This window comes from Methanosarcina sp. MTP4, from assembly GCF_000970045.1.
GTDB lineage: Archaea > Halobacteriota > Methanosarcinia > Methanosarcinales > Methanosarcinaceae > MTP4.
In genome coordinates this window covers 3,379,245-3,400,543 of the sequence record NZ_CP009505.1, presented here as the reverse complement: position 1 = coordinate 3,400,543, position 21,299 = coordinate 3,379,245, and the positions used below count along the sequence as shown (strand labels likewise).

Annotated in this window: 14 protein-coding genes; 3 read left to right on the top strand and 11 right to left on the bottom strand. The window is 46.7% G+C overall.

What is annotated here, in order from left to right; genetic code table 11:
• Positions 1–151: 151 nt before the first annotated feature.
• Positions 152–2,047 carry a uroporphyrinogen decarboxylase family protein gene (locus tag MSMTP_RS14235; RefSeq protein WP_048180700.1) on the bottom strand — a complete coding sequence of 632 codons (1,896 nt, stop codon included), beginning with the start codon at positions 2,045–2,047 and terminating at the stop codon, positions 152–154.
• 81 nt (positions 2,048–2,128) lie between these two features.
• Complete coding sequence (locus MSMTP_RS19435; RefSeq protein ID WP_156153847.1) at positions 2,129–2,284, bottom strand: hypothetical protein; 156 nt, start codon at positions 2,282–2,284, stop codon at positions 2,129–2,131.
• A 202-nt stretch (positions 2,285–2,486) separates the two neighbouring features.
• Between MSMTP_RS19435 and MSMTP_RS19430 the strand changes: the two genes are divergently transcribed.
• The gene (locus tag MSMTP_RS19430; RefSeq protein ID WP_156153846.1) at positions 2,487–2,636 is read left to right on the top strand and encodes a hypothetical protein; all 150 of its coding nucleotides are present in this window, start codon (positions 2,487–2,489) and stop codon (positions 2,634–2,636) included.
• A 132-nt stretch (positions 2,637–2,768) separates the two neighbouring features.
• Here the strand turns inward: MSMTP_RS19430 and MSMTP_RS14230 are convergent, their stop codons facing one another.
• The 9 genes from MSMTP_RS14230 to MSMTP_RS18655 form a co-directional block, all read right to left on the bottom strand.
• Positions 2,769–3,542, bottom strand: a complete 774-nt coding sequence (locus MSMTP_RS14230) for a winged helix-turn-helix domain-containing protein (protein WP_048180697.1) — start codon at positions 3,540–3,542, stop codon at positions 2,769–2,771.
• Entirely contained in the window at positions 3,539–3,745 is a 207-nt protein-coding gene (locus MSMTP_RS14225) for a hypothetical protein (protein WP_048180695.1), read from the bottom strand. Before MSMTP_RS14225 ends, MSMTP_RS14230 begins: the two co-directional genes overlap by 4 nt.
• Before the next feature lie 760 nt (positions 3,746–4,505).
• The gene (locus MSMTP_RS14220; protein ID WP_048180693.1) at positions 4,506–4,964 is read right to left on the bottom strand and encodes a hypothetical protein; all 459 of its coding nucleotides are present in this window, start codon (positions 4,962–4,964) and stop codon (positions 4,506–4,508) included.
• A gap of 152 nt (positions 4,965–5,116) precedes the next feature.
• Positions 5,117–6,724, bottom strand: a complete 1,608-nt coding sequence (locus MSMTP_RS14215; protein WP_231582800.1) for a TCP-1/cpn60 chaperonin family protein — start codon at positions 6,722–6,724, stop codon at positions 5,117–5,119.
• Between the two features lie 83 nt (positions 6,725–6,807).
• Positions 6,808–8,742, bottom strand: coding sequence for a hydantoinase/oxoprolinase family protein (locus MSMTP_RS14210; protein ID WP_048180691.1), 1,935 nt, complete (start codon positions 8,740–8,742; stop codon positions 6,808–6,810).
• 664 nt (positions 8,743–9,406) lie between these two features.
• Complete coding sequence (locus MSMTP_RS14200; protein WP_048180685.1) at positions 9,407–11,311, bottom strand: methyltransferase cognate corrinoid protein; 1,905 nt, start codon at positions 11,309–11,311, stop codon at positions 9,407–9,409.
• A gap of 943 nt (positions 11,312–12,254) precedes the next feature.
• Positions 12,255–13,073, bottom strand: coding sequence for a winged helix-turn-helix domain-containing protein (locus MSMTP_RS14195; protein WP_048180682.1), 819 nt, complete (start codon positions 13,071–13,073; stop codon positions 12,255–12,257).
• 256 nt (positions 13,074–13,329) lie between these two features.
• The gene (locus tag MSMTP_RS14190) at positions 13,330–15,567 is read right to left on the bottom strand and encodes a GAF domain-containing protein (protein WP_082090635.1); all 2,238 of its coding nucleotides are present in this window, start codon (positions 15,565–15,567) and stop codon (positions 13,330–13,332) included.
• 30 nt (positions 15,568–15,597) lie between these two features.
• On the bottom strand, positions 15,598–16,245 hold the full coding sequence (locus MSMTP_RS18655; protein ID WP_082090634.1) for a PAS domain-containing protein: 648 nt from the start codon (positions 16,243–16,245) through the stop codon (positions 15,598–15,600).
• Positions 16,246–16,905: 660 nt separating this feature from the next.
• Here MSMTP_RS18655 and MSMTP_RS14185 point away from each other — a divergent pair.
• Positions 16,906–17,916 carry a phosphate uptake regulator PhoU gene (locus MSMTP_RS14185; protein WP_082090764.1) on the top strand — a complete coding sequence of 337 codons (1,011 nt, stop codon included), beginning with the start codon at positions 16,906–16,908 and terminating at the stop codon, positions 17,914–17,916.
• Between the two features lie 364 nt (positions 17,917–18,280).
• Positions 18,281–21,067 (top strand): DNA-directed DNA polymerase, encoded by a 2,787-nt coding sequence (locus MSMTP_RS14180; protein ID WP_048180679.1) that lies wholly within the window; start codon positions 18,281–18,283, stop codon positions 21,065–21,067.
• The last annotated feature ends 232 nt before the right edge of the window (positions 21,068–21,299 follow it).

The following is a 21,299-nucleotide window of genomic DNA, read 5'->3' as shown; positions in this document are numbered from 1 at the left end:
ACATGTACTTTTTTTGGAGCATATATCTGTGCAGAAAAAGGCGGGAACCTGAATCATTTTCAGAATAAATAAGAAAGGGGGGAAAAAATCCCATCCTTTCTCAAAAAAGTCGAAGCTTGCTTGTTTTTCAGGAAGCGACTTTTCTCCCGTTTTATCCGATGATCTTCTTGTAGATTTCCGGTCCCTTCTCTGCTACAGTGTAGGTCTGGGCAGTGATAGCGTCACAGGGTGCTCCTGGCGGCACTTCACAGCCGGTTGCAATCGCATACTTGGACTGCATGCCGTTTTCCTTGAGGGCGGTGAGGACGCTCTCCTGGAGGTTCACGGTGTCTGCTTTCATTTTCTCGATGCCTTCTGGGGAGTTGTCGAGGAAAAGGATCGGACTGACTTCCCCGGCGAACATTGTGTCCTTGCCGTAGGTGGAGATCAGGTGCTTGTGGTCCTTGGATCCCTTGTTGACTTCATCCGGATAGAAGGTGTAGCTGTAGTATTTGGTGTCCCACTTGCTGATGAGGTCCCAGTGCGGGGCGTCGGAACAGTTGTGGATGACCGTTGGCTTGTTGTACTGCTTGTAGAGCGGAGCAACCCTGTTCTGCATGATCTGACCTTCGGACTTCATGTATTCGTCAGCGCTGAGGATGACGTTGTTGGTCCAGAGGGTTACCATACAGAGGTTGTCTGGCTGGGCTTCTTCGAACATGCCCTTCATGATCTCTTCAACGTAGGTAGCTGTCTTGTCAAGGGCCTTGAGGACGACATCCGGGTTGGTCCTGAGATCGGAAAGCACGCGGGTTGCTCCCATAATCTGGGTCAGGGCGACCATCGGGCCTTCGATCAGGGCGGTCATGGGGGCATCGATGGAGTGGGCCTTCTCGGTTGCGAGCTTGTTACCCTGGATGAGGTTGTAAGCCCGGGTTCCTTCCTTGATTTCGGGGACTTCGAGTTTCTCGTAGTCTTCAAGGTGGCCGATTGCTGCAGGGGTGTCTTCTTCGGGGTACCTTATCTCTGCGCCGAAGTCGGCTGCATCCACACAAAGATCGGTCAGCCCGACGAAAGTGTCCATGTTAAAGTATTTGATACCTGTGAAGGCACTTTCTGCGTACTTCTCTGCACTTGTCGAGTACTCCTTGTAAGAACAGGGCACGAACTTTCTGGATACACCGCAGGCAAGAGTTGCGATCGGAAGCCTGTCGACCTTCTTGTCTTCGAAGGATGCGGAGAACCTCTCAATCTTGGTCATGGTTTCGTTGAACTTGGGCACGACAGATTCGAACTCTGCTATGACCTTTTCGGCGGTTATAAGACCGATGTCTATATTTTCTTTTGTTCCTTTCTGGGCCAGGATTTCCTTGTACTTCATCTTGCTTTCTGCGATTGAGGAGTCGCTCCAGGAATCGGCAGGAAGTTCGCTTGCAAGGGAGGTCATGGTTTCGACTGCTGCGCTGGCGTCAAGGGCTGTGCCGTCTGCGCCGATCGAGTCTGCGAAGTCTCTGGAAACAGGTGCGCCACCTATCATAACTACGAGGGAGTCTCTGATACCTACCTCCTGGAGCTGCTCGATAACTGTTTCCATGCCGCCCATGGTGGTGGTCATGAGTGTGCTCATGGAGATACCGGTTGCCCTTTTTTCCTTTGCAACTTCTGCGAACTTGTCGAGAGGCACGTCGCAGCCGAGGTCGATCATGTTGAAACCTGCTGCTGTCATCATGGTCTTAACAAGGTTCTTTCCGATGTCGTGCACGTCCCCTTCGACGGTACCGATGATAACGTTCTTGGGCTCAGCGCTTGTGTCTGCGTTGATGTAGGGAGTGAGGATGTCCATTCCGGCATACATTGCGTCAGCTGCGAGCAGAAGGCTTGGCACGAATGCTTCTCCCTTCTCGTACATGTCACTGATGATCTTCATACCCTTTGCAAGCCCGTCGACAATTGCTTCGTATGCATCAACTTCCTCATCAAGGGCTTTTTGTGCAAATTCTTCTGCAATGTCGTCGTCGCCTTCAACTACAGCGTCCGCTAAACCGTTTAAAATGTCTTCTTTTGCCATTGAAAATCTCCTTTTTTCAAGATTAGGTGTGCCAGGTCACGGCATTCCTTTTTCCATATAATGCTGCAGGTAAGGGTCAGTTCAGAAATCCCTGCCCCTTAATTTTTCCATAGAGCTCTTGATGCCCATCCAACCGTTGCTTCCCTGAATAGATGATCTTTCATCGGATTGGTCTGAAAATAACTGTTTTTCCGGCTTCCTGATGTTCACCTTTTTGCTATGGTAGTAACCATTCAATTAGTAGCCTTCAATAATATATAGCATAGCCGACGCGGTTTTTTATATTATATTAAATATTTTCTGTGACATTCTTTTTTCAACTTTTCTCTTTTGCGGGTATCTCCATGTTTTCAGATCTTCCTCTTTTGGGAACCTGGGTCAAATAGGAAAGAATACCTTTCGGGAATTTAGATCAAATAGGAAAGTGTGCCTTTTAGGAATGGAGGCAAAAAAAGATTCCTTCCTGGATAATGGGACCCAGTCAAAATATGTGCCTTCAAAAATTTTCCCTCTTGAAATATTTGAGGGTATTGTTCAGGGCACGTTGATTCAATATTTACTGGACGGTGTATCAAAAAAGCAGGATTGAAAAGCAGGATTGAAAAGCAGGATTAAAAAACAAGATTAAAAAACAAGATTAAAACCTTTATGGTTTTGAATTTATTCCAGCGGTGCAAAAAATACACCGCTGGTTACAGCAGGATATGTTGCAGTTTTCACTTTAATTTACTTTCTCCGAGAGTCCGATGTAGTAATCCGCCAGCTCGTCTCCCCATTCAATGGCACTTTTGTTGAAACTCATTAACCTTCGGTGGTCAAACTCTCCTTTTTTTCTAAAGAGTTTCAGGGTTATAAACTCATCGGTGACCATAAATGAAGAGGGTTTTGTTTCTCCTTTGTAAACGTAGAGTGGAACATTATTTTCAAGAAGGGTCCTGTATGTGTCCTCAAAGTCGTTTTTTAATCTGCTGTATACTTTTTCATCCATAATCAGGTCCATTTTTGTCCCTTTTTTTGCGCAGGTTTCCTGAATTGCAGGAGATTCAGGGCAAAAGAACGAGTAAAACACTCTGAGCCTTGTGGATCTGAATACTATTTCTTTCAGCTCGTTCGGGAATTCGAAAAGGTGACCAAGGTCAGGCTCATCCACTTTGCATTTCCCAAGCATGTGCATTTTATTTATCAGGTGCTCGGGGATTGGCCTTCGGTCGTGCTTTGACCAGTAATCGTTGTTGTCCTCAAAGGCCTGGAAGAGTTCGGTTAGAGGCAGCATTTTTTTAACAATTATTTTCCCTATATCCGTGAGTTCGAAGGTATCTTCGTGCTGGACAATAATGTCCATGTCCTTCAGCTTTTTTAGCTGTGGAGTTATTGAAAGTGTGTCGCCACAAAGTCCGTTTTTGATTTCGTCGGCGCTTTTTGGGCTCTCAGCAAGCAATATAAGAATTTCTTTCCTTTTTTCAGAATAAAAGATCAAATCTACAATCCCGCTCATAATATCAACTTCTGACCCTTTGCCTGGGGGCAACTCCAGAAATTCAACTCCGGGACCTCAACAGAAAGTCTTTTTTCTATATTGCAAATGTTTAAGGTTGCATATGGAACCTGACGTTCCACAGAGCTTTTATCCCATTTGATCTTTCCACTTATTTTCCTTGTATACTCACACAATTGGGAAGAAACACCTATTTTTTTCATGTTTTTCCTCTCTCCATTTCCACGAATAAATTTGTTTTATTTTTCAGGTCTCAAGGGAAACTTATAATACCTTTTTTCTATCCGGAAGGCCTGCTCTCTGTATAAGTTTCGAAGTGCCTGTTAGATCTGCAGGGAGTACAGGTAATTTGTCCACATCTTTACCTGTCAGGGATTTGAGCAAAAGGTCCATATTTCTAACTTCCCTTGAAATCCTTTGGAATTTGCACAGTTCACGTGTGTGAAAATCCTCTTTGAGAGTTTATTACATACAAAACCATTTTTATAATTTTTCAATCCAAAAATATTTATATTCTCCCTAATCTTCCCTATGTTGGAACTGTGGGTATTCTCGATCCTGTGTATTTCTTCAGGTATTTTTTGGCTACTGACCCTGCGCTCGACAAAATTGAAAAGCCGGTTTTGAGGCAGGTGTCTCTATCTTGAATCCATGGTAAGGTCCTGATGCCCCAGTGGAGACTGGATGTAAAAAACGATGGGGCATCATTTCCTCTTATAGGGCCTCCGTTTTACCGATCCGTTATAGACCATTGAAATGGCAAACAAGGTCCAGGATCTAGCTTTCCGGGGCTTTTATGGGTGTATAGGCCGTTTACCTCCCGGGACTGCGCATAAAAATGGCAAACATTTACAGTCCCGGGAGATGGCATTGCAGGTCTATTACTCACTTCTTGGGGGATAGATGAACAATGCCCATAGAGATGGGGATTTAAGGCATTGTCATCAGCGTGATTCATTTCAGTCAAATACCCCGCCAACTTGTTGCGGGGTGCGCCAGCGCAACTTTGATTTTCTGCTTTTCGTCTTTTCTCTTGCTGTGGTGCAGGTGTCCGTTTATCCCGCAGCGCCCCCGGTCCTGCCCTATAAATGATGACAGAAGGGGCACTACAGTTTCGTCTAAATGTGTCCCGGGCTTTGTGATACGGCCCTCTTGCAAGCGGAAATTGTCCTGCTTGAAGGCAGTGCATCCATCCCTGAACTTTTTGAGGTTCGGCGCCCCGTTTTCTACCCGGTGTTCGAGGTGGCAGGGTATCTCCGGTCCCGGGGATTTCCCGGAATTTTCTATACTGTTTCCAATCCTGGTAAAATGGAGTGCCCGGAATGGAGTAATGCTGTATCTATTCCGGGGGCTTTGGTCCAGGACCGGACGTTCCGGGGCATTTTGGGGCTGTAGACTTTCTTTCTTCCAGGAAAAGCACATTAAAATGGCAAAATGTACCTCTCCTGAGAAGGCGTTGCAGGTCTAACTCACTATTTTGGGAATAGATGAACAATGCCCTGGAGAGAGGTATTTAAGGCATTGTCATCAGCGTGATTGATTTTTTCAATTTTTTCTGATTACTCAGCTTTCATTCAGGCTTTTGGGATTATCTCGTCAATCCTGAGGACGTTTCTTGCGGTTTCTGTTGCCGATATCAGGGCAAGTTTCTTGATCGTTGCCGAATCGTAGACTTTCGGCCCCTTATCCGTAACTTTCCTTGAGATATCTATCCTTGCCTCCACTCCTCTGGCGTAGGCGTTTCTCATCTCCACCATCGCATCGATGGTTTTCATTCCCGCATTTCTTGCCAGGGTTTCCGGAACCTTTTCCAGGGCTCCGGCGTATGCCAGGATAGCCAGCTGTTTCTTTCCTGTCTGTGTTGCCGCAAATATCCTGATCATGTGGGCCAGTTCAAACTCAATTGCGCCTCCGCCGTTTACTATCTCCCTGTTTTTTATGAGGAAAGCAGCATTGTTAAGGGCGTCATCCACTGCTTCTTCCACCTTGTCCAGCCCGTACCTTGTCGGGTCCCATATCAGGATCGTGGAAATCGGTTTTCCCTTCACGGTTATGAATACGAAGTTTTCCCTGTTTCGTTTTTCAAGCTTAATCCTGTCGGCTTTACCGAGGTGCCGGGGCAGAATCTCGTCATTCTTGCTCATCAGGGTCGTACCCGTGGCTTCAGAAAGCTTTTCCAGGTCTTTCATTTTCAGTTTCTTGAAAGCCAGTATCTTGCTGTCTCGAAGCAGGGTCTCGATATAGGGGTCTATATCTCCCTCGCAAAAGAGGACGTTTGCGCCCGAATTGATTATTTTTCCCGCAAGCTCCCTGCACATCTCCTTCTTTCTTTCCTCAAACATAAGGGCTGTCTGCACGGAATCCATTCTCAGGTTGTGCTGGGGGTTGAGGTATCCGCTTTTAATCTTGAGGTCGTAATTGATCAGGAGCACCGAGGGGTTTTCAAAGTCCTTTGGCATATCCGTCCTTGCCGGGTTTTCGTCCATTATCAGGCCTTCCAGGGCCACCATCTCCGGCCCTCCCACCTTCTTCAGGACCTTCACGTTCCGGTTGAGGTCGAGGCGGCCTTTCTGCGTCTCGCTCAGGTGGGCGATAACTCCCAGTACGACGTCCGTAATCTCTTCCGCCTGCTTTCTCTCCACTCCTTTCCCTGTGGCAGAGCATGTAATCGTGGTCCTGACATCCTCTTCTCCTGCCTGCCTTATGCTGTACCGGAGCATTTCATAGGCTTTTTGCAGGGCAAGTTCATAGCCTTCTATTATAATAGTGGGGTGGACTCCGGCTCTTATCAGCTCAATTGCGTTTTTAATCAGGTTGCTTGCCAGGATCACTGCGGTTTTAGTTCCGTCCCCGCAGGCCTTGTCCATGGATTCCGCAAGCTTTTTGAGGGTAGTTACGATCGGGTGGAGGACGTCCATTTCCTTGAGGATGACCTTCCCGTCGTTTGTTATGAATACGTCGTTCACCGGGTTTACTACCATCTTGTTCATCCCTTTAGGACCCAGGGATGATGCCAGAAGCTCGTCGATTTCCTTTGCAGCCCTTTCTAGCTGGTCGATAAGCCCTTCTTCTTTTACCGGTTCGTTGATGAGGATCTTGTCTCTTATTGTCCTTGCCAGGTTTGCCATTCCGTCCCGGCTTTCCGGATTAGTACCGTTAGACGTTTTCAGTTCGCTTGCCATGTTTTTTTCCCCTGATTGTGTTGATCGGTCTTGACCTGCTTCTTAACCTTTAATTTTTGACCTGTATTTTTATTTTACAATTTTTATGCAAGTTTTCCGTTTGATCCTACTCCGATCCCGATCAGGCGGGTTTCCAGCGGGGCTTTTCCAGCGCTTCCCACATCGTTTCGTTTCAGGTCATACTCGACGTTTTCCATTTCTAAGCCGTATCCGCCCATGTACTCCGAAACTAGTTTCTGGCTGAGTTCAAGGCCGTAGTCCAGGGCATGTCCGTACTCTTCGAAGATATCTCTCCCAAGTTCGGAGAACACCGTGTACCCGGCATTTCCTGCGGCAAGGGGGCGGATCAGGACTTCTGTCCTGTGGATTACTTTGCCTGCGAGGGCTCCCACGGCATTTCCAACTTCGTGGTATGCGGGGATCCGGATGTCTGCGTCAATAATCTCGTTAAGGTCTTTGAGGTAGGCCCTCACCGGAGCCCCTACTAATACAACGGGGACTTTTACCCGGAATTTCAGGTAAGCTTCTTTTCCTATCAGTTTTTCAATATCCGTTTTCTTCAGGTCATCCGCAAAGAAGGATACCAGTTCCAGGGCAAGTTTCCTTACGACTTCTGCCTTGATATGGGCGGAAAACTCTTCCGGGCCCTTTTTCAGGTAGGGCCCGAGAATTTTTGCCCCGAGCCAGGAGGCTCTTGTATCCCACCGGGCATATTCCCCCAGTACGTGGAGGGCATCTGTCGGGGTAAACCCAACCTGGCCCACATAGCGTTTCTGGATCAGGGCCTTCAGGTTGCTGGCAAACATCAGCGGGTGTTTTCCGGATTTTGCCGAGATTTCATAAACTGAAAGCGGCTCTTCTCCAAGGAGGTCAAGGATTACTTTTTCGTCCTCCCCGAGTTCCGCGGTAAGGTGCTCCTCGGAATGAGGCCCGTTCCTGAAGAAAAATGTTGTTGGCTGTATGATCTCGTCCATCAGGCGTTCTTTTGGTTTTTCGATGGCTTCGAGTTTCTCCAGCAGCACCGGGAATTCCGCGGCTGCAAGGCAGAGAGGAACTACCCTGTTAGGACCCAGGTACGGCTTCCTTTTAATCCAGACCTGGCTGTCCCCGCCAAGCGCGGATGTGTCCATCCTGATAGCCTTCACCATCGTCTTCCAGCCGCCCACTTTAGCACCTGAGTCGCTGATCTCGGGAACACCTTTCGAGATCATGGCAATATCGGTACTTGTACCTCCCACATCCACAGTCACGCAGGTGTCCAGGCCTGTCAGGTGGGCTGCCCCGACAAGACTTGCGGCAGGGCCTGAGAATATGGATTCTACGGGTTTTTGCAGGGCCTCTTCAATCCTTACAAGAGAGCCGTCGCATTTCATCATCATGAGGGTGGCGTTGATACCCTTTTCTTCTATCACGGTCTGGATGGATTTGATGAACTGCTTGCTTATGGGGATGAGCTGGGCGTTCAGAAGGGCTGTCACTGCTCTTTCGTAAGCCCCGAGGCTCAGGGAAAGTTCGTGACCACAGACTACTGGCATGTCCGTTATTTCCCGGATGGCTTCTTTCACTTTCAGTTCGTGTTCGGGGTTTCTGACCCCGAAATATCCTGAAACGGCAAAAGCAGCTACCCTTTTTCCTACCTTCCGGACAAACTCCTTTACTGTTTCCAGGTCTTCAAGGGGAGCACTCTCATTTCCATCGGAGTCGTGGCCGCCTTTGATCGATATTACGTAATCGCCGGAAAGTTTTTTTGGAACGGTGTGTCCGATAAGGATCATCCCTGCCGGGTAGCCTTTTCCCTCAAGTGTGGTATTGGTGGCAAGAGTGGTAGAAACTGATACGGATTTGATGCTTTTCAGGTAGTCGGGGTTTAACCCTTCAATAGAATTTGTTATTCCTCTTATCAAATCCGGATATGTCGTAAGTGCCTTGTTTGATTCGATTATTGTCCCGTTTAACATATCCATGATTGCGGCATCGGTATATGTTCCTCCAGTATCGATTCCCAGACCCAGCTCCATGGTATTCCTCCTCTCTATTGTCTATGGCCACTATTTTGGTTTTTTAAACCGTATGAATTTATTTATGAGATTTATTTATGAGATTTATTTATGAGATTTATTTATGAGATTTATTTATGAGATTTATTTATGAGATTTATTTATGAGATTTATTTATGAGATTTATTTATGAGATTTATTTATGAGATTGATTGGTAAATTCAGGTTAATTCGAAGGCTGCAAAACCCTTTTTAATTTTTACTGATAAAAACACCTTTTTAAAAAAAGACATAACAGTGTTTTCCCGTTTTTCTTCAGGTTGAGGAGGGTGGCGAGCAACCACCCTTTTTCTGTTCTTTTTGCCGGAAGATGCTGCACGACATTCCTCCGCTGTATATTTGAAAGTTTTATGAAGTTGGAGATATATAATGGAACGATTTCTCATCCCTATTGGAGGTTAAAACATTTTTTTCGTTTTTCCGTTTTTTCGTTTTTCCGTTTTTTCGTTTTTCTGTTTTTCCGTTTTTCTGTTTTTCCGTTTTTCTGTTTTTTATCTGGGATTTGGTAAAGGTTTTCTTTGGCTGTGATATGCCGCATTAAAACCAGAGATAAATTTGATTACAGGAGTTTTGCCTTTTGTTTTTCAGTTTCCCGGATTAAATTGAAAAATAGGGGAGGTGAACCTCACCCTATGATTGACTTCTGGAGTTCCGGACCGAGTTCCTTAACGGTGTTCACCATTGCCTGGACTGTGGTCAGCGGGCCTCCTGGTGGGACTTCACAGCCGGTAGACATGACGTACTTGGACTGGAGCCCGTTCTCCTTGAGTACGGGGAGTACGTTTTCGAGCAGGGTCTTCGTATCGTCTGTGACCTTCTGGACCCCTGCAGCGGAGCCGTCCATGAACTCAACCGGGTTGACTTCTCCCATCATACAGCAGATATCTCCGTACTTGGGGATGAGGTCTGCGTAGTTCTGGGAACCCTTTTCCCTGGTCTTTTCATAGTATGCGTAGCTGTAGAGGGATGTTCCGAACTTCCTGATCTGGGTCTCGAAATGAACCGCGTCTGCACAGTTGTGGATCATGTAGGGCTGGTTGTACTTCTTGAAGAGCGGAACGTGCTGTTCATAGACGAACTTCCCGTCAAACTTCCAGTAGTCTTCCTCGCTCATGATGATGTTGTTGGACCAGAGGTTGTCCACACAGAGCCCGTCACAGGCGTCTTCTTCGAAGAAGAGCTCGGAAAGCTGGCAGATGTAGTCGGTACACTTCTGGACCGCTTCAAGGACGACTTCAGGGTTGGTCTTCATGTCCATAAGGACCCTGTCCGCTCCCATGAGCTGGGTAAGGGTAAGAAGCGGGCCTTCGTGGAAGCCAACGAAGGGAGTGTTGAGTTCACTGTTGAGTTTTTCCTTTGCCTTCTTTGAAGCCATGACAAGTTCGTAGCCACGGGTGCCTTCCTTGAGTTCGGGGACCTCAAGCTGATCGTAGTCTTTAAGGTGGCCTTCGGAGGAGGGGGTATCGTCTTCGGGGTATTTGATCTTGCATCCGAAGTCCGCGGAGGTTGCGGAAAGGTCAATAAGCCCCACAAACATGTCCATGTCCAGGTACTTGGACCCGAGGAATGCACTCTCGACAAAGGCGTCTTCGTTTGTTGCGTATTCCTTGTAGGTGACAGGGGCAAACTTTCTGAGGACACCGCAGGCAAGGGGGTAGACAGGCAGACGGTCAACCTTCTTGTCGGACATTGCGGACACGGTCCTATCGATGTGGGTCATTTCTTCCTTGACCTTCACACCCACACTTTCGAACTCTTCCTTGATCTTGTTTGCAGTCTCAATTCCGATGTCGACTTTCTCGGAGACTACTTTCTTTGCCAGGATCTCCCTGTACTTGATCTTGCCCAGGTTGATCTTCTCGTCACTCCAGCGCTCATCCGCAGTCCCGAGTTCTTTCACAAATTCGGTTGCCCAGGCGCTTGCGTGCAGGGCGTCGGGGTGAGTGGAGTCCGCGCCGATGGCTGCTGCGTATTCCTCTGAGACGGGGGCTCCTCCTACCATGACCTTCATGGCGTCGCGGATACCTTCTTCCTGGAGGATCTCAATGACCTTTTCCATGTTTGTCATGGTCGTGGTCATAAGAGCGCTCATGGAAATCAGGTCGGCCTTGCGCTCCTTTGCGGTTTCCACAAACTTCTCGATGGGGACGTCTGCGCCCAGGTCAATCATTTCAAACCCGTTTGCACTGAGCATGGTCTTAACAAGGTTCTTACCAATGTCATGCACGTCTCCCTCGATGGTTCCTATGATACCTACAGCCTGCTTGGAGTCCCCGTCTTTGACCATGTGTGGGACGAGGATGTCCATGCCTGCATACATTGCTCCGGATGCGAGCAGGAGGTGGGGTACAAAGGCTTCTCCTTTCTCATACTGGTCACTGACAATGGTCATTCCTTTTGCTAGGCCGTTGATGACTGCTTCATAGGGGTCAACGCCCATTTCGAGGGCTTTCTGTGCGAGTTCTTCTGCGTCGTCTTCTTCTCCTTCGACGACAGCTTCCGCTAATTGGTTCAAGATGTCTGCTGCCATAAAAACGCTTCCTACATTTTTTGCGGTTATTCCCTTGTTAACAGTGAGTAGCTCGAATCGGGATTCACTTTTCGGGTGCATCCCTTCATGCTGTTAACTTCAAAGCATAAATTGACTTTTATACATATAACATAAACGCAGAAATTTGATTAACGTAGTTAACATCTCTCTTGATGGCCAATTTTGTGAATTTCCCTGATTTTGTTAACTCTCATGATTCTGTAGTTTCATCCGATTTAACGGCGTTAACCTATTTGATCGGGGACTTTAATTTGATCAAAGCCTTTGATCTTATCAGTGTGTCTGATTTGCCTCGGATAAAAGGGCCAATGCATTCTGATTTTGTGTTCATTTGATATGTTTCCCGAATCACGCGGGTATCCTACCTGGTAGAAAAGTCCTTGGTTCTGGAAGTAGATGCCCTGAGAAACAGATTATTCAATAATCAGTAATTCGGGAAATAGCTCGTTCAAGGATCAGTTATTCCGGAAACATCTCATCCATAAAACATCTCATCCATAAAACATCTCATCCATAAAACATCTCATCCATAAAACATCTCATCCATAAAACATCTCATCCATAAAACATCTCATCCATAAAACATCTCATTCATAAAACATCTCATACATAAAACAGATCGTTCAAGGATCAGCAATTCTGGACTCAGATTATTCTGGAAAATAATATCGGGAAATGAGGAAACCGTATCTTGTTGAATTAAAAATAGTCGTTTGTTTTTTAAGTGAGAAAGGGCAGGATTTGTAAACTCAATATGAGCTTGAGGGATCGGGGCTCAATCAGGGGAACTGAGTAATTCTGTTCACTGTAAGAGCACATGTATCCCCCGGCATTCTGCGGGCAAGTTTTCCTTTTTCGGACTGAAATGGAATCTTGAGAACTCAGGTTTACAGTTTGTCCTTTTCAGCCAATTACTTTTTAGTTAATCCTTCTCAGTTAATTCTGTTTCAATCAATTCCTTTTCCGTTATTTCCTTTGAGTTTTTCATGTAATGCAGGAAGAGGTCTTCTCCCCACTTCAGGGCGTTTTCCTCCAGACTCATGATGGCATGGTTATGGTAAATCCCGTTTTTGTAAAATAGGGAGAGTGCCATGAAGCGGTCTGTAACCACACTTGACGCAACTCTTATAGGACAGTCGCAAACGAAGATTTTTGCATTTTCCCGACTCAGGTATTCTTGCAGGGCTGTATTGTATTCCTTTTTCAATCTTTCAAAGACGGGTTTTGTGATTATCAGGGAAACATCTGTGCCTTTTTTTATCAGTTCCACATAGGTTGACGGATAAGCCGGGTTGAAATAGGAGGAGATTTCCATTACATGAGCTGAGATGACCAGTTTTTCTTCTATCTTTTTTGGGGTTTCATACATCCTGTCCAGGTCGGGTTCCACGAATTCGCAGTGCCCGAGATCCTCGATCTTGTCCAGGAGATGGGGTGGAATCGCGCTGATATTGTGGTTTTCCCAGTAGTCCTTGTTCTCCGAGAACACACCCAGGGTTTTAAGGAGTGGTATCATTTTTTTAACAACCACTTTCCCGATGTCAGATAGCTTGTAAAGGTCGTCTTCATGTGTGATCAGGCCCTGGCTGATGAGGATCTTGATCTGGGTCATGATCGCGCTTGAGGTTACATTGAGAATATCTTTGATCTCATCAATATTCCGGGGTTCCTCCATCAACAGCAGAAGAAGATCTTTCCTCTTGTCTGAGAGGAAAAGAGTGCCCAATAGTTCAATTTTCATCTTAAATCTCCAGCCACTTCATTACAACATTTTTTAATTCCGACTATGCTCAATTTCAAATTTTTTGTCTCCACCACACTTGCCTAGCTTCGCCAGCCTAGCTGCACCAGCCGAGTTGCGGCTCGGCATCAGAAAAATCTTTGATTTTTCTTTTAGTTGCGATGAAATCGCAACAGTGCGCGGTGCGTTTCGTTCGCTTTGCTCGCTCAAGCGGACTGATTCAGACAGATTGATTCAGGCAGACTGATAGCTCTCGTTATGCCTCTTTTTCCGGTTCAGGTTTTCTTTTCGGAAGTCTCACATGCATGGTGGTTCCCGAACCTTCCTCACTTTCCACCCAGATTTCCCCGTTATGGGCACTGATAATGTTCTTGCAGATATATAGCCCGAATTCAAGTCCCTGATACCTGCGGCTCAGGGAGTCTTCAACCTGGTAAATCCTGTTGAATAGGTGTGGGATAAGTCTTTTCTGAATGCCGGTCCCGCTGTCCTTGACCGTGATATGGATGCTTTGTTTTTCCTCTTCGGCTTTCACTTCAAGGGTTTCGCCGTGGGGTGTAAACTTGATTGCATTGCTGATCAGGGTGGTGAAGAGCTCGGTAAGTTTTTGTTTGTCTCCACTGATCGGCGGCAGGCTTGCAGGCAGGTCCTTTTCAATCTCCAGTTCTTTTTCATCTATCAGGAGGATGAGGTTGAGGTAGGCATCTGAGAGGACCTTTTTAATCTCGACTTCCCCGAAGGAATATTCGATCTTTCCTGCCTGTTCCTGGCTGAGATAGAGGAGGGAGTCTACCATATGCCTCAATCTGTCCGAATTGTTGATGACCGAATCGATTGCCTTTTGCTGCTGGTCCTCTATAGCTTCCCAGGTTTCAAAATCAATTAGTTCCCCGTAGTCGAGCCTCACAGGGGGCAGGCTTTCAGTCATGAACTCCGCTTTTATCCTGTTCAAAGACCGAAGTTCATCACTGGCTTTCGAGAGGTCTTCGGAGTAGGTTTCCAGGGCGTCTTCGAGTTGCTTTCTCTGGATGAGCTGCCACATGCCCTGCATAAGCAGTGTTAGCTGGCGGACGTCCGATTCGTCATAGTTTTCGTCCTTGTTTCCAACTCCCGCAACGGCAACTATCCTGTCCCCGTCAAACACGGGCACGTTCAGGTGCCGGGTCAGGTGTACGTGGTCTTTCGGGTATCCTTTCTTCAGGGAACTGGGTGCTGTATAGTCATTGGTAATGATGGGTTTTCGCTGCCTTATGGCTTCTCCCCAGAGCCCGGTGGTCTTAATCGGGTAGATGAAACGTTTGTCTTCAATGCTGCACTCCTTCATTGCACTCTTTGACCAGGAGTGCATTATGAGGGCTGTTTCGTAGGCATCCATGAATGCCAGGTACCCGAGTTTGCTTCCCGTGAGCCTGACTGCTTCTTCCCGGGCAAAGTCCGTGATTTCTTTCAGGGACGCACCGGTCATCTGGTTAAGCTTTACCAGGGCTTCGAGCCTGGCTGCGTTCAGAACCTGTGCAGCTTCTGCTTTTTTGCGCTCTGTGATGTCCCTGGCAACCGAGAGGATCGTTTTCTTGCCATCGTAATCAATAATCCTGGCACTTACTTCAAGGGGGACAACTGTCCCGTCCTTACAGATAGCGCCTGCTTCGTAAATCCGGGACCCTTCGCTCTGGATCTTTTTCAGGTTCTCCCTGACGGAGTCCCAGTACTCGGAAGGAATTATCTCTTCGGCTTCCATTTTCAGGATTTCTTCCTTACTGTATCCGAGCCTGTTCACAACTGCCTGGTTGACGTCCAGATAGCTTTTGCCTTCAGGCTCCCGGATGTAGAGCTGGTCGTTGATATTATTGAATATGGTCCTGAACTTGTTTTCGGATTCCCGCAGGGTTTCTTCTGCCAGTTTCTGCTCAACCGCAATGGCTGCAAGCTGGGCGCTTGTCTTCATAAAGTCGAGGTCCTCTTCTTCGGGTTTTCGGACTTCGCCGTAGTACATGGAAAAGACACCGAGCAATTCCCCCGAAGAGGATATGATGGGTTCGGACCAGCAGGCTTTCAGCCCGGCTCTGGCTGCCACCTCCCTGTACTCGGTCCAGTATGGGTTTTCTATCAAATTGTCCGAAGTTATCCTTTTTCCCAGGTAGGCTGCGGTCCCTACAGAAGTCATGCCAAAACCGATCTCAAGCCTGTCGGTCTTCTGCCTGTAAAATTCAGGAAGCCCTGGGGCAACGCAGTAAAACAGGTGTTTTTTCTCCCGGTCGGGGAGCATGACTGAACATGTTGAACCGCTCCTGATCTTTTCCACATTCCTGACCAGGAGGAGGAGTACTTCGTTAAGTGGGGCTCCTGAGGCAAGTTTTTCAAGGACCTTGTTCTGCCCCTTTATATGTTCCTCTGCCAGTTTGCGTTCGGTGATGTCCAGGACAATCCCCTGGTAATGGGTGATCTCCCCTTTCTTGTCCCTTTTTATCAGGGACCTATCATCGATATATCGCACATCTCCTGACTTTGTCAGGACCCTGTAATCCTAGGTACAGTCCGTGTACCCTTCCCTGGAAAACCTGGCCACTTCAGCCTGGAAATATTCCCGATCGTCAGGATGTACAAAGTCGATATACCTTATTTTTCCGGAGGTAAAGTCTTCAGTTGTGTAACCCATCTGCGTAACGTTTTCAGATACGAATTCCACGGGCCAGCCCTCTTCCGGTTGGCAGAGGAACACAATCACAGGGCTGCTGTTGATTACGTTTTTTAGTTCATTATTTCTTTTAAGCGCTTTTTGCATTGAAGCTTCTGCCTCTTTTCGCTGGGTGGCATCGCAGAGAGTTCCCTGGTAGTGTTTTATGTGTCCTTTTTCGTCTCTTCGGATCAGGACTTTTACCTCGACCCAGTGTGTATGTCCCGAGGCTGTAAGTATCCTGTACTCCTGGGTTAGCTCAGGGAATCCTTCCTCAGAGCACCTGAGGATTTCGGCACAGACCTCTTCCCGGTCTTCGGGATGGATTATGTCAAGGTACCGTATGCGTCCTGATATGAAGTCATCTACTTCGTAGCCGAACTGCCGTATGTTCTCGGTTATCAGTTCAACGGGCCAGTTTTTACCTGTGCCGCATAAAAAAATGACTACCGGGCTGCTGTTTATTAGTGATTCCAGATTAATATCGAATTGCTTCATCGATCCATTTCCCGTATTTTATTTCTATGAAATAACCGATCTTTCGAGCTACTGTATGGGTTTTGGGTGCAGGAATAATCAAAATTTTATTTATTGTAAATATATACTTAAGTTCTTCTTCCTTCCATATATAGTTTGATTTTCTTCCTGAGGATGTCTCTCTTTGGGCGGGTCCCTATTCTACTTATTATGTGTGACGGATAATTTAAAAGACATTTTCGAGTTATAATGTCTATACTTATACTATCTTTATGAACGGATTATTTGCAAGTATTAATGAAAAGTTTCAAATAAATAACAGGTGAAAATTAGTGTCAATATAAATAAAAAGTTATGTAATTACTTGTTTTATCCTGAAATAATTTAAATAATACATTACACTGTGCAACCAATACTCATAAGTAATAAATTAGTTAAAGCAAAGACATGAAATAAATTCGCTAGCTTTCCCTGCTTTTTCACATTTTGGTCTTTATATCCTTTTCAGGGCAGGTCTATGTTTTCCCTCAATTTATTTAAATGTCCTATATACTATTATTAGACAACAGTTCCTTGTTTCATTTCTCATTATGGTGGCCTAATTTTTGGATACCTTTATATATAACTATGTTCTATATAGATACTATACAAGTGAATAGACTGCCTCCAGGGGGTTCATTTATCACCAAAGATAAGAGAAAAGTCCAGTTTACGGGAAATTCAACTTATATTGTTTCCCTTCCTATAAAGTGGGTGAGGGATATCGGGCTCCAGGCAGGAGACACGCTTACCCTTACCCCGATGCCTAACAAGACCCTGCTCGTTTCCTCAAGCGCGACTTCAAGGGAACAGTCGGTTCTCAAGGCATCGATCGATTACGTGCATTCCGACAGTGCTGAAAACAACCTGAGGGTTCTTATTTCACATTACCTCGTGGGTTATGACTTCATCAGGCTTACCACCAAGAAAGGCTTCAGTGCCTACGACCGGAAGTTTATCAAAGATTCCGTGCGTCAGAAGCTTATCGGGCTTGAACTCGTGGAAGAGTCCAGAAACGAACTGGTCTTCCAGTGTCTCCTGAATTACCACGACCTGCCACTCAGAAGGGTCATCAAGAACATGTATGGGCTTGTCCTCTCCATGCTTGAGGACTCGATGACTGCCCTTAAGGACCACAACGTGGAAATTGCTGAGGATGTCATCCAGCGGGACGATGACGTGGACCGTTTCTATCTGCTCTCGGTGCGCCAGCTTAAGGCTTCTATCGAGGACGTCGAGCTTTCCGAAAAAATAGGGATCGGTGACCCAAGGGAATGTCTCGGATACAGGCTTATTACCAAGAGCATCGAACGTGTCGGAGACCACGCTGTTCGTATCGCCCAGAACGTAACTAAGATGGAAAACGGAATCAGTTCCGACGACCCCATCTTTAAGATGGCTGACCTTTCCCAGAAGGTTTTTGAAAGTTCGATCGATTCTATGACAGAAGAAGACCTTCAGGCTATAAACAAGATTGTTGTGGAAGCCAAGAAAGTGTCCCAGTTCGGGGTTTCCCTCGAATCCAGGGATGGAGAAGGGTCCGGGAACATCGAGCTCAGCATGATCCTGGAAAGCCTGCGGAGAGTTGCCGAGTACAGTGCCGATATTGCGGAAGTCGCAATCAATATGAACATAAAACCGTCTGTTGCCTGATTTTTCGGCACGGTTGGTTTTAAACGTTCTTTCTGTTTTTCCTTTTTTTATTCCCTTTCTGTTTTTCCTTTCCTTTTTTCCTTTTCTTTATTCCCTTCCTTTATTTCCTTTTCTTTATTTCCTTTTCTTCATTTCCTTTCTTTATTTCCTTTTCTTCATTTCCTTTCTTTTTTCCTTTCTTTTTTTCTTTCTTTTTCCTTTCCCTTTCTCGTTCCATTGGTCTTTTTCCTTTTTCTCTACCTCATCCTTTTTCTTTCTTTTTTCTTGTATTTCTTTCTCCCCTTATCTTTTCAGAAAATGTTTTTTCACATTTATTTTCCTGACAATGTAACAAAAGCTATATGTCTACCTAAAACTCTAAACCATGCCTATGGATTTTCAGATCTTGGATGCGGATTACGAAGTCATTAATGACAGCAAGCCTGTCATCCGCCTTTTCGGGAGAAGTGCGGATGGTAAAAGCGTATGCTGCCTTGTTCCTGATTTCGAACCCTATTTTTATCTCAAAGCTTCCGGAGACCTGCATGCCGTTGCGAGGCTTATCAAAGACACTTTTGAGCAGGTCAAAAAGGTAGAAATCGTTGAAAAGTTTGAGCCTGTGGGGTATCAGGAATCCAGAAAAGATATGCTCAAGATCACCACTTCTTTGCCAAAAAATGTGCCCGAAATCAGGGGCGATGTGCTGAAAATCCGGGATGTGCTCAAAGCCGAAGGCGATTGGGAAATTTATGAAAGTGATATTCTTTTCAGGAACCGTTTTTTGATTGACCGGGACCTTGGTGGGATGGTCTGGGTTTCGGTGCAAGGGACTCCCGTGGATCCTGCAAAGTACTTCCAGGAAAATAATTTTTCAGGCAGGCCCCGCTGCCGGGAATTTGCCTGCGACACCGTGATCCTGGCATCCGATGTCAGAAAAATTGACAACCTTGCCACAGCTCCTCTGAAATACCTCTCCTTTGACATTGAGTGCCTGCCCCTTGACGGGGGGATGCCTGCTCCCGAGACGTCTCCTGTTATCATGGTCAGCTTTTCGTTTGAACCCGAATATAAAGGACATCAGACCCTCATCCTGACGGCCAAGCCGGTAGAAGGGGCGGACAAAGACGTCCTGCCCTGCAAAGATGAAGCTGAAATGCTGAACCTCTTTTTCAAGATCTTTTGCGAATACGACCCTGACATTGTTGTGGGCTACAACCACCAGGACTTCGACATCCCTTATATTACTGACAGGGTGAAGACCCTTTATTCAAGAGGCGAAAAGGTAAATTCCGTGGTTGGCAGGGATGGCAGCTTCATGGGATACCGGAAGTTCGGGCTCATTACCCGGACCGAGATGAAAGGGCGGGTTGTCGTGGATGCACTTCCCCTGGTGCGCAGGGCTTTCAGCCTGAAGCAATATACCCTGCGGGCGGTTTCAAAGGAGCTTCTGGAACGGGAAAAACTCGATGTGGCTCCCTCGGAGATGGAGGAGTACTGGGCTGATTCCGGGGAAAAGCTCAAGAAATTCATCGATTATTCGCGGAGGGACTCCGAACTTGCCCTGGAACTGGTGCTCAATCTCAGGCTACTTGACAAATATGTTGCTCTTGCCCGGGTCAGTGGGACCCTGCTTCAGGAAATCGTGGACGGTGGACAGACTTCCATGGTTGAGCACCTCATGCTCCGGGAGTTCGGGTTAAAAGACCGACTTATCCCTCCGAAACCCGATGACGAACTTTCGGCCAAACGCCACCAGCAGAGTTCGGAGCTGAAAGGAGGGGAAGTCCTTGAACCGAAAAAGGGCCTGCTGGAAAATGTGCTGATCCTTGACTACAAGTCCCTTTATCCCACCATCATGATGGCGCACAACCTCTGCTACACCACGGTTGTGACGGAGGACCGTCCTGGGGGGAAGACCATCAAACCCCCGTCTGGAGGGGAGTTCGTCCCTTCCGTAGCTTTCAAGGGTATCGTGCCTTCCATACTTGAAGATCTTCTGAACCGCAGGGTGGATACCAAGGTCCTTATGAAGAAAACCAGGGATGAAAACGAGCATCGGGTGCTTGATGCAACGCAGTTAGCCCTGAAGATCCTGTTGAACAGCTTTTACGGATACTCCGGGTATGCCAGGGCGAGGCTTTACAGCCTGCCCCTTGCAAACGCCGTGACAAGTTTCGGGCGGAGCAATATCCTGAACACCAGGGACCTGATAAATGACAGGATCGGGAAGGTCATTCTCAGGGGGTCGTCAGCTCTTCTTTCCGGGGAAGCCGGGGAGCTTCTCCCCTCTGACCGGATGGTGGAGCTCTCGGTTGCCTACGGGGATACGGACAGTGTTTTTGTCCACTGCAAAGCAGAAGGGGAACTTTCCCTTGATGACATCAGCCTTGTGGGAAACAGGCTTGCAGAGATCGTTTCGGCATCGCTTCCCGACCCCATGGAGCTCGAATTCGAATCCATTGCAAAGCGCGCCCTTCTGATCGCAAAGAAACGCTATGCTCTCTGGCTGTTTGAGCCTGAAGGGGATGGGTGGAAGGACAAGATCAAGGTGAAGGGGATGGAGACCGTTCGCAGAGACTGGTGTGGGCTGACCTCAAAGACCCTTAACACGGTCCTTGAACTTGTTCTGAAAGATGGTGAAGTTGACCTGGCAGTAGAACATGTCCAGAAAGTCGTAAGCAATGTCCGGAATCTTGACCCTCGAAAAGACACCGAGCTTGTTGAGAACCTGGTTCTTACCCGTACCCTTACCCGGAAAGTGGACAGTTACAAAAGCAAGCAGCCCCACCTTACAGTCGTGGAAAACCTGAAGAAAAGGACCGGGATAATGCCTTCCATAGGAACAAGGATCCCCTTTGTCATCACCGCCGGAAAAGGGCTTTTCGTGGACCGGGCCGAAGACCCTGACTATGTAAGGGAGAACAATGTTCCAATCGATGTGGACTATTATATTAAGAAGCAGATCCTTCCCCCCGTGGAACGCATCCTCGGAGTTTTCGGAGTGAAGACGTCTTCTCTTGATTATGATTCAAAACAAAAAGGGCTCTTCGATTTCGAGCCGAAGAAACCTGAACCGGAAAAGCCTCCTTCTGCAAAGGGATTGACAACTACAGGTGCAGATTCCTGTTCGGAGAATGGGCGAGGAGAGCAGAGGTCTCTTTTTGACTTCTGAGCTCTTCATTTCCTTTTTTCCTGTACCAACGTCTCTTCTCTTTTAGTTTTTTTCATTTTTCTTCCACTTTTAGTTTTTTTTTCATTTTTCTTCCACTTTAGGCTTCTTTTCTTCCTTTTCTTCTCCCATTTTTTATCCTTGATTGTTACTGTTGCTAATAACTTTAAATTTTCCGGGTATTTTTCCCTGCATTTATTCTATATATTTTGTATAGTTGATATATAGTATATTT

What these genes read in the sequence shown, in the direction of transcription:
- MSMTP_RS14235 (WP_048180700.1), bottom strand. Translation starts at nt 2,047, where the DNA reads ATGGCAAAAGAAGACATTTTAAACGGTTTAGCGGACGCTGTAGTTGAA.
- MSMTP_RS19430 (WP_156153846.1), top strand. Translation starts at nt 2,487, where the DNA reads ATGGAGGCAAAAAAAGATTCCTTCCTGGATAATGGGACCCAGTCAAAA.
- MSMTP_RS14230 (WP_048180697.1), bottom strand. Translation starts at nt 3,542, where the DNA reads ATGAGCGGGATTGTAGATTTGATCTTTTATTCTGAAAAAAGGAAAGAA.
- MSMTP_RS14225 (WP_048180695.1), bottom strand. Translation starts at nt 3,745, where the DNA reads ATGAAAAAAATAGGTGTTTCTTCCCAATTGTGTGAGTATACAAGGAAA.
- MSMTP_RS14220 (WP_048180693.1), bottom strand. Translation starts at nt 4,964, where the DNA reads ATGTGCTTTTCCTGGAAGAAAGAAAGTCTACAGCCCCAAAATGCCCCG.
- MSMTP_RS14215 (WP_231582800.1), bottom strand. Translation starts at nt 6,724, where the DNA reads ATGGCAAGCGAACTGAAAACGTCTAACGGTACTAATCCGGAAAGCCGG.
- MSMTP_RS14210 (WP_048180691.1), bottom strand. Translation starts at nt 8,742, where the DNA reads ATGGAGCTGGGTCTGGGAATCGATACTGGAGGAACATATACCGATGCC.
- MSMTP_RS14200 (WP_048180685.1), bottom strand. Translation starts at nt 11,311, where the DNA reads ATGGCAGCAGACATCTTGAACCAATTAGCGGAAGCTGTCGTCGAAGGA.
- MSMTP_RS14195 (WP_048180682.1), bottom strand. Translation starts at nt 13,073, where the DNA reads ATGAAAATTGAACTATTGGGCACTCTTTTCCTCTCAGACAAGAGGAAA.
- MSMTP_RS18655 (WP_082090634.1), bottom strand. Translation starts at nt 16,245, where the DNA reads ATGAAGCAATTCGATATTAATCTGGAATCACTAATAAACAGCAGCCCG.
- MSMTP_RS14180 (WP_048180679.1), top strand. Translation starts at nt 18,281, where the DNA reads ATGCCTATGGATTTTCAGATCTTGGATGCGGATTACGAAGTCATTAAT.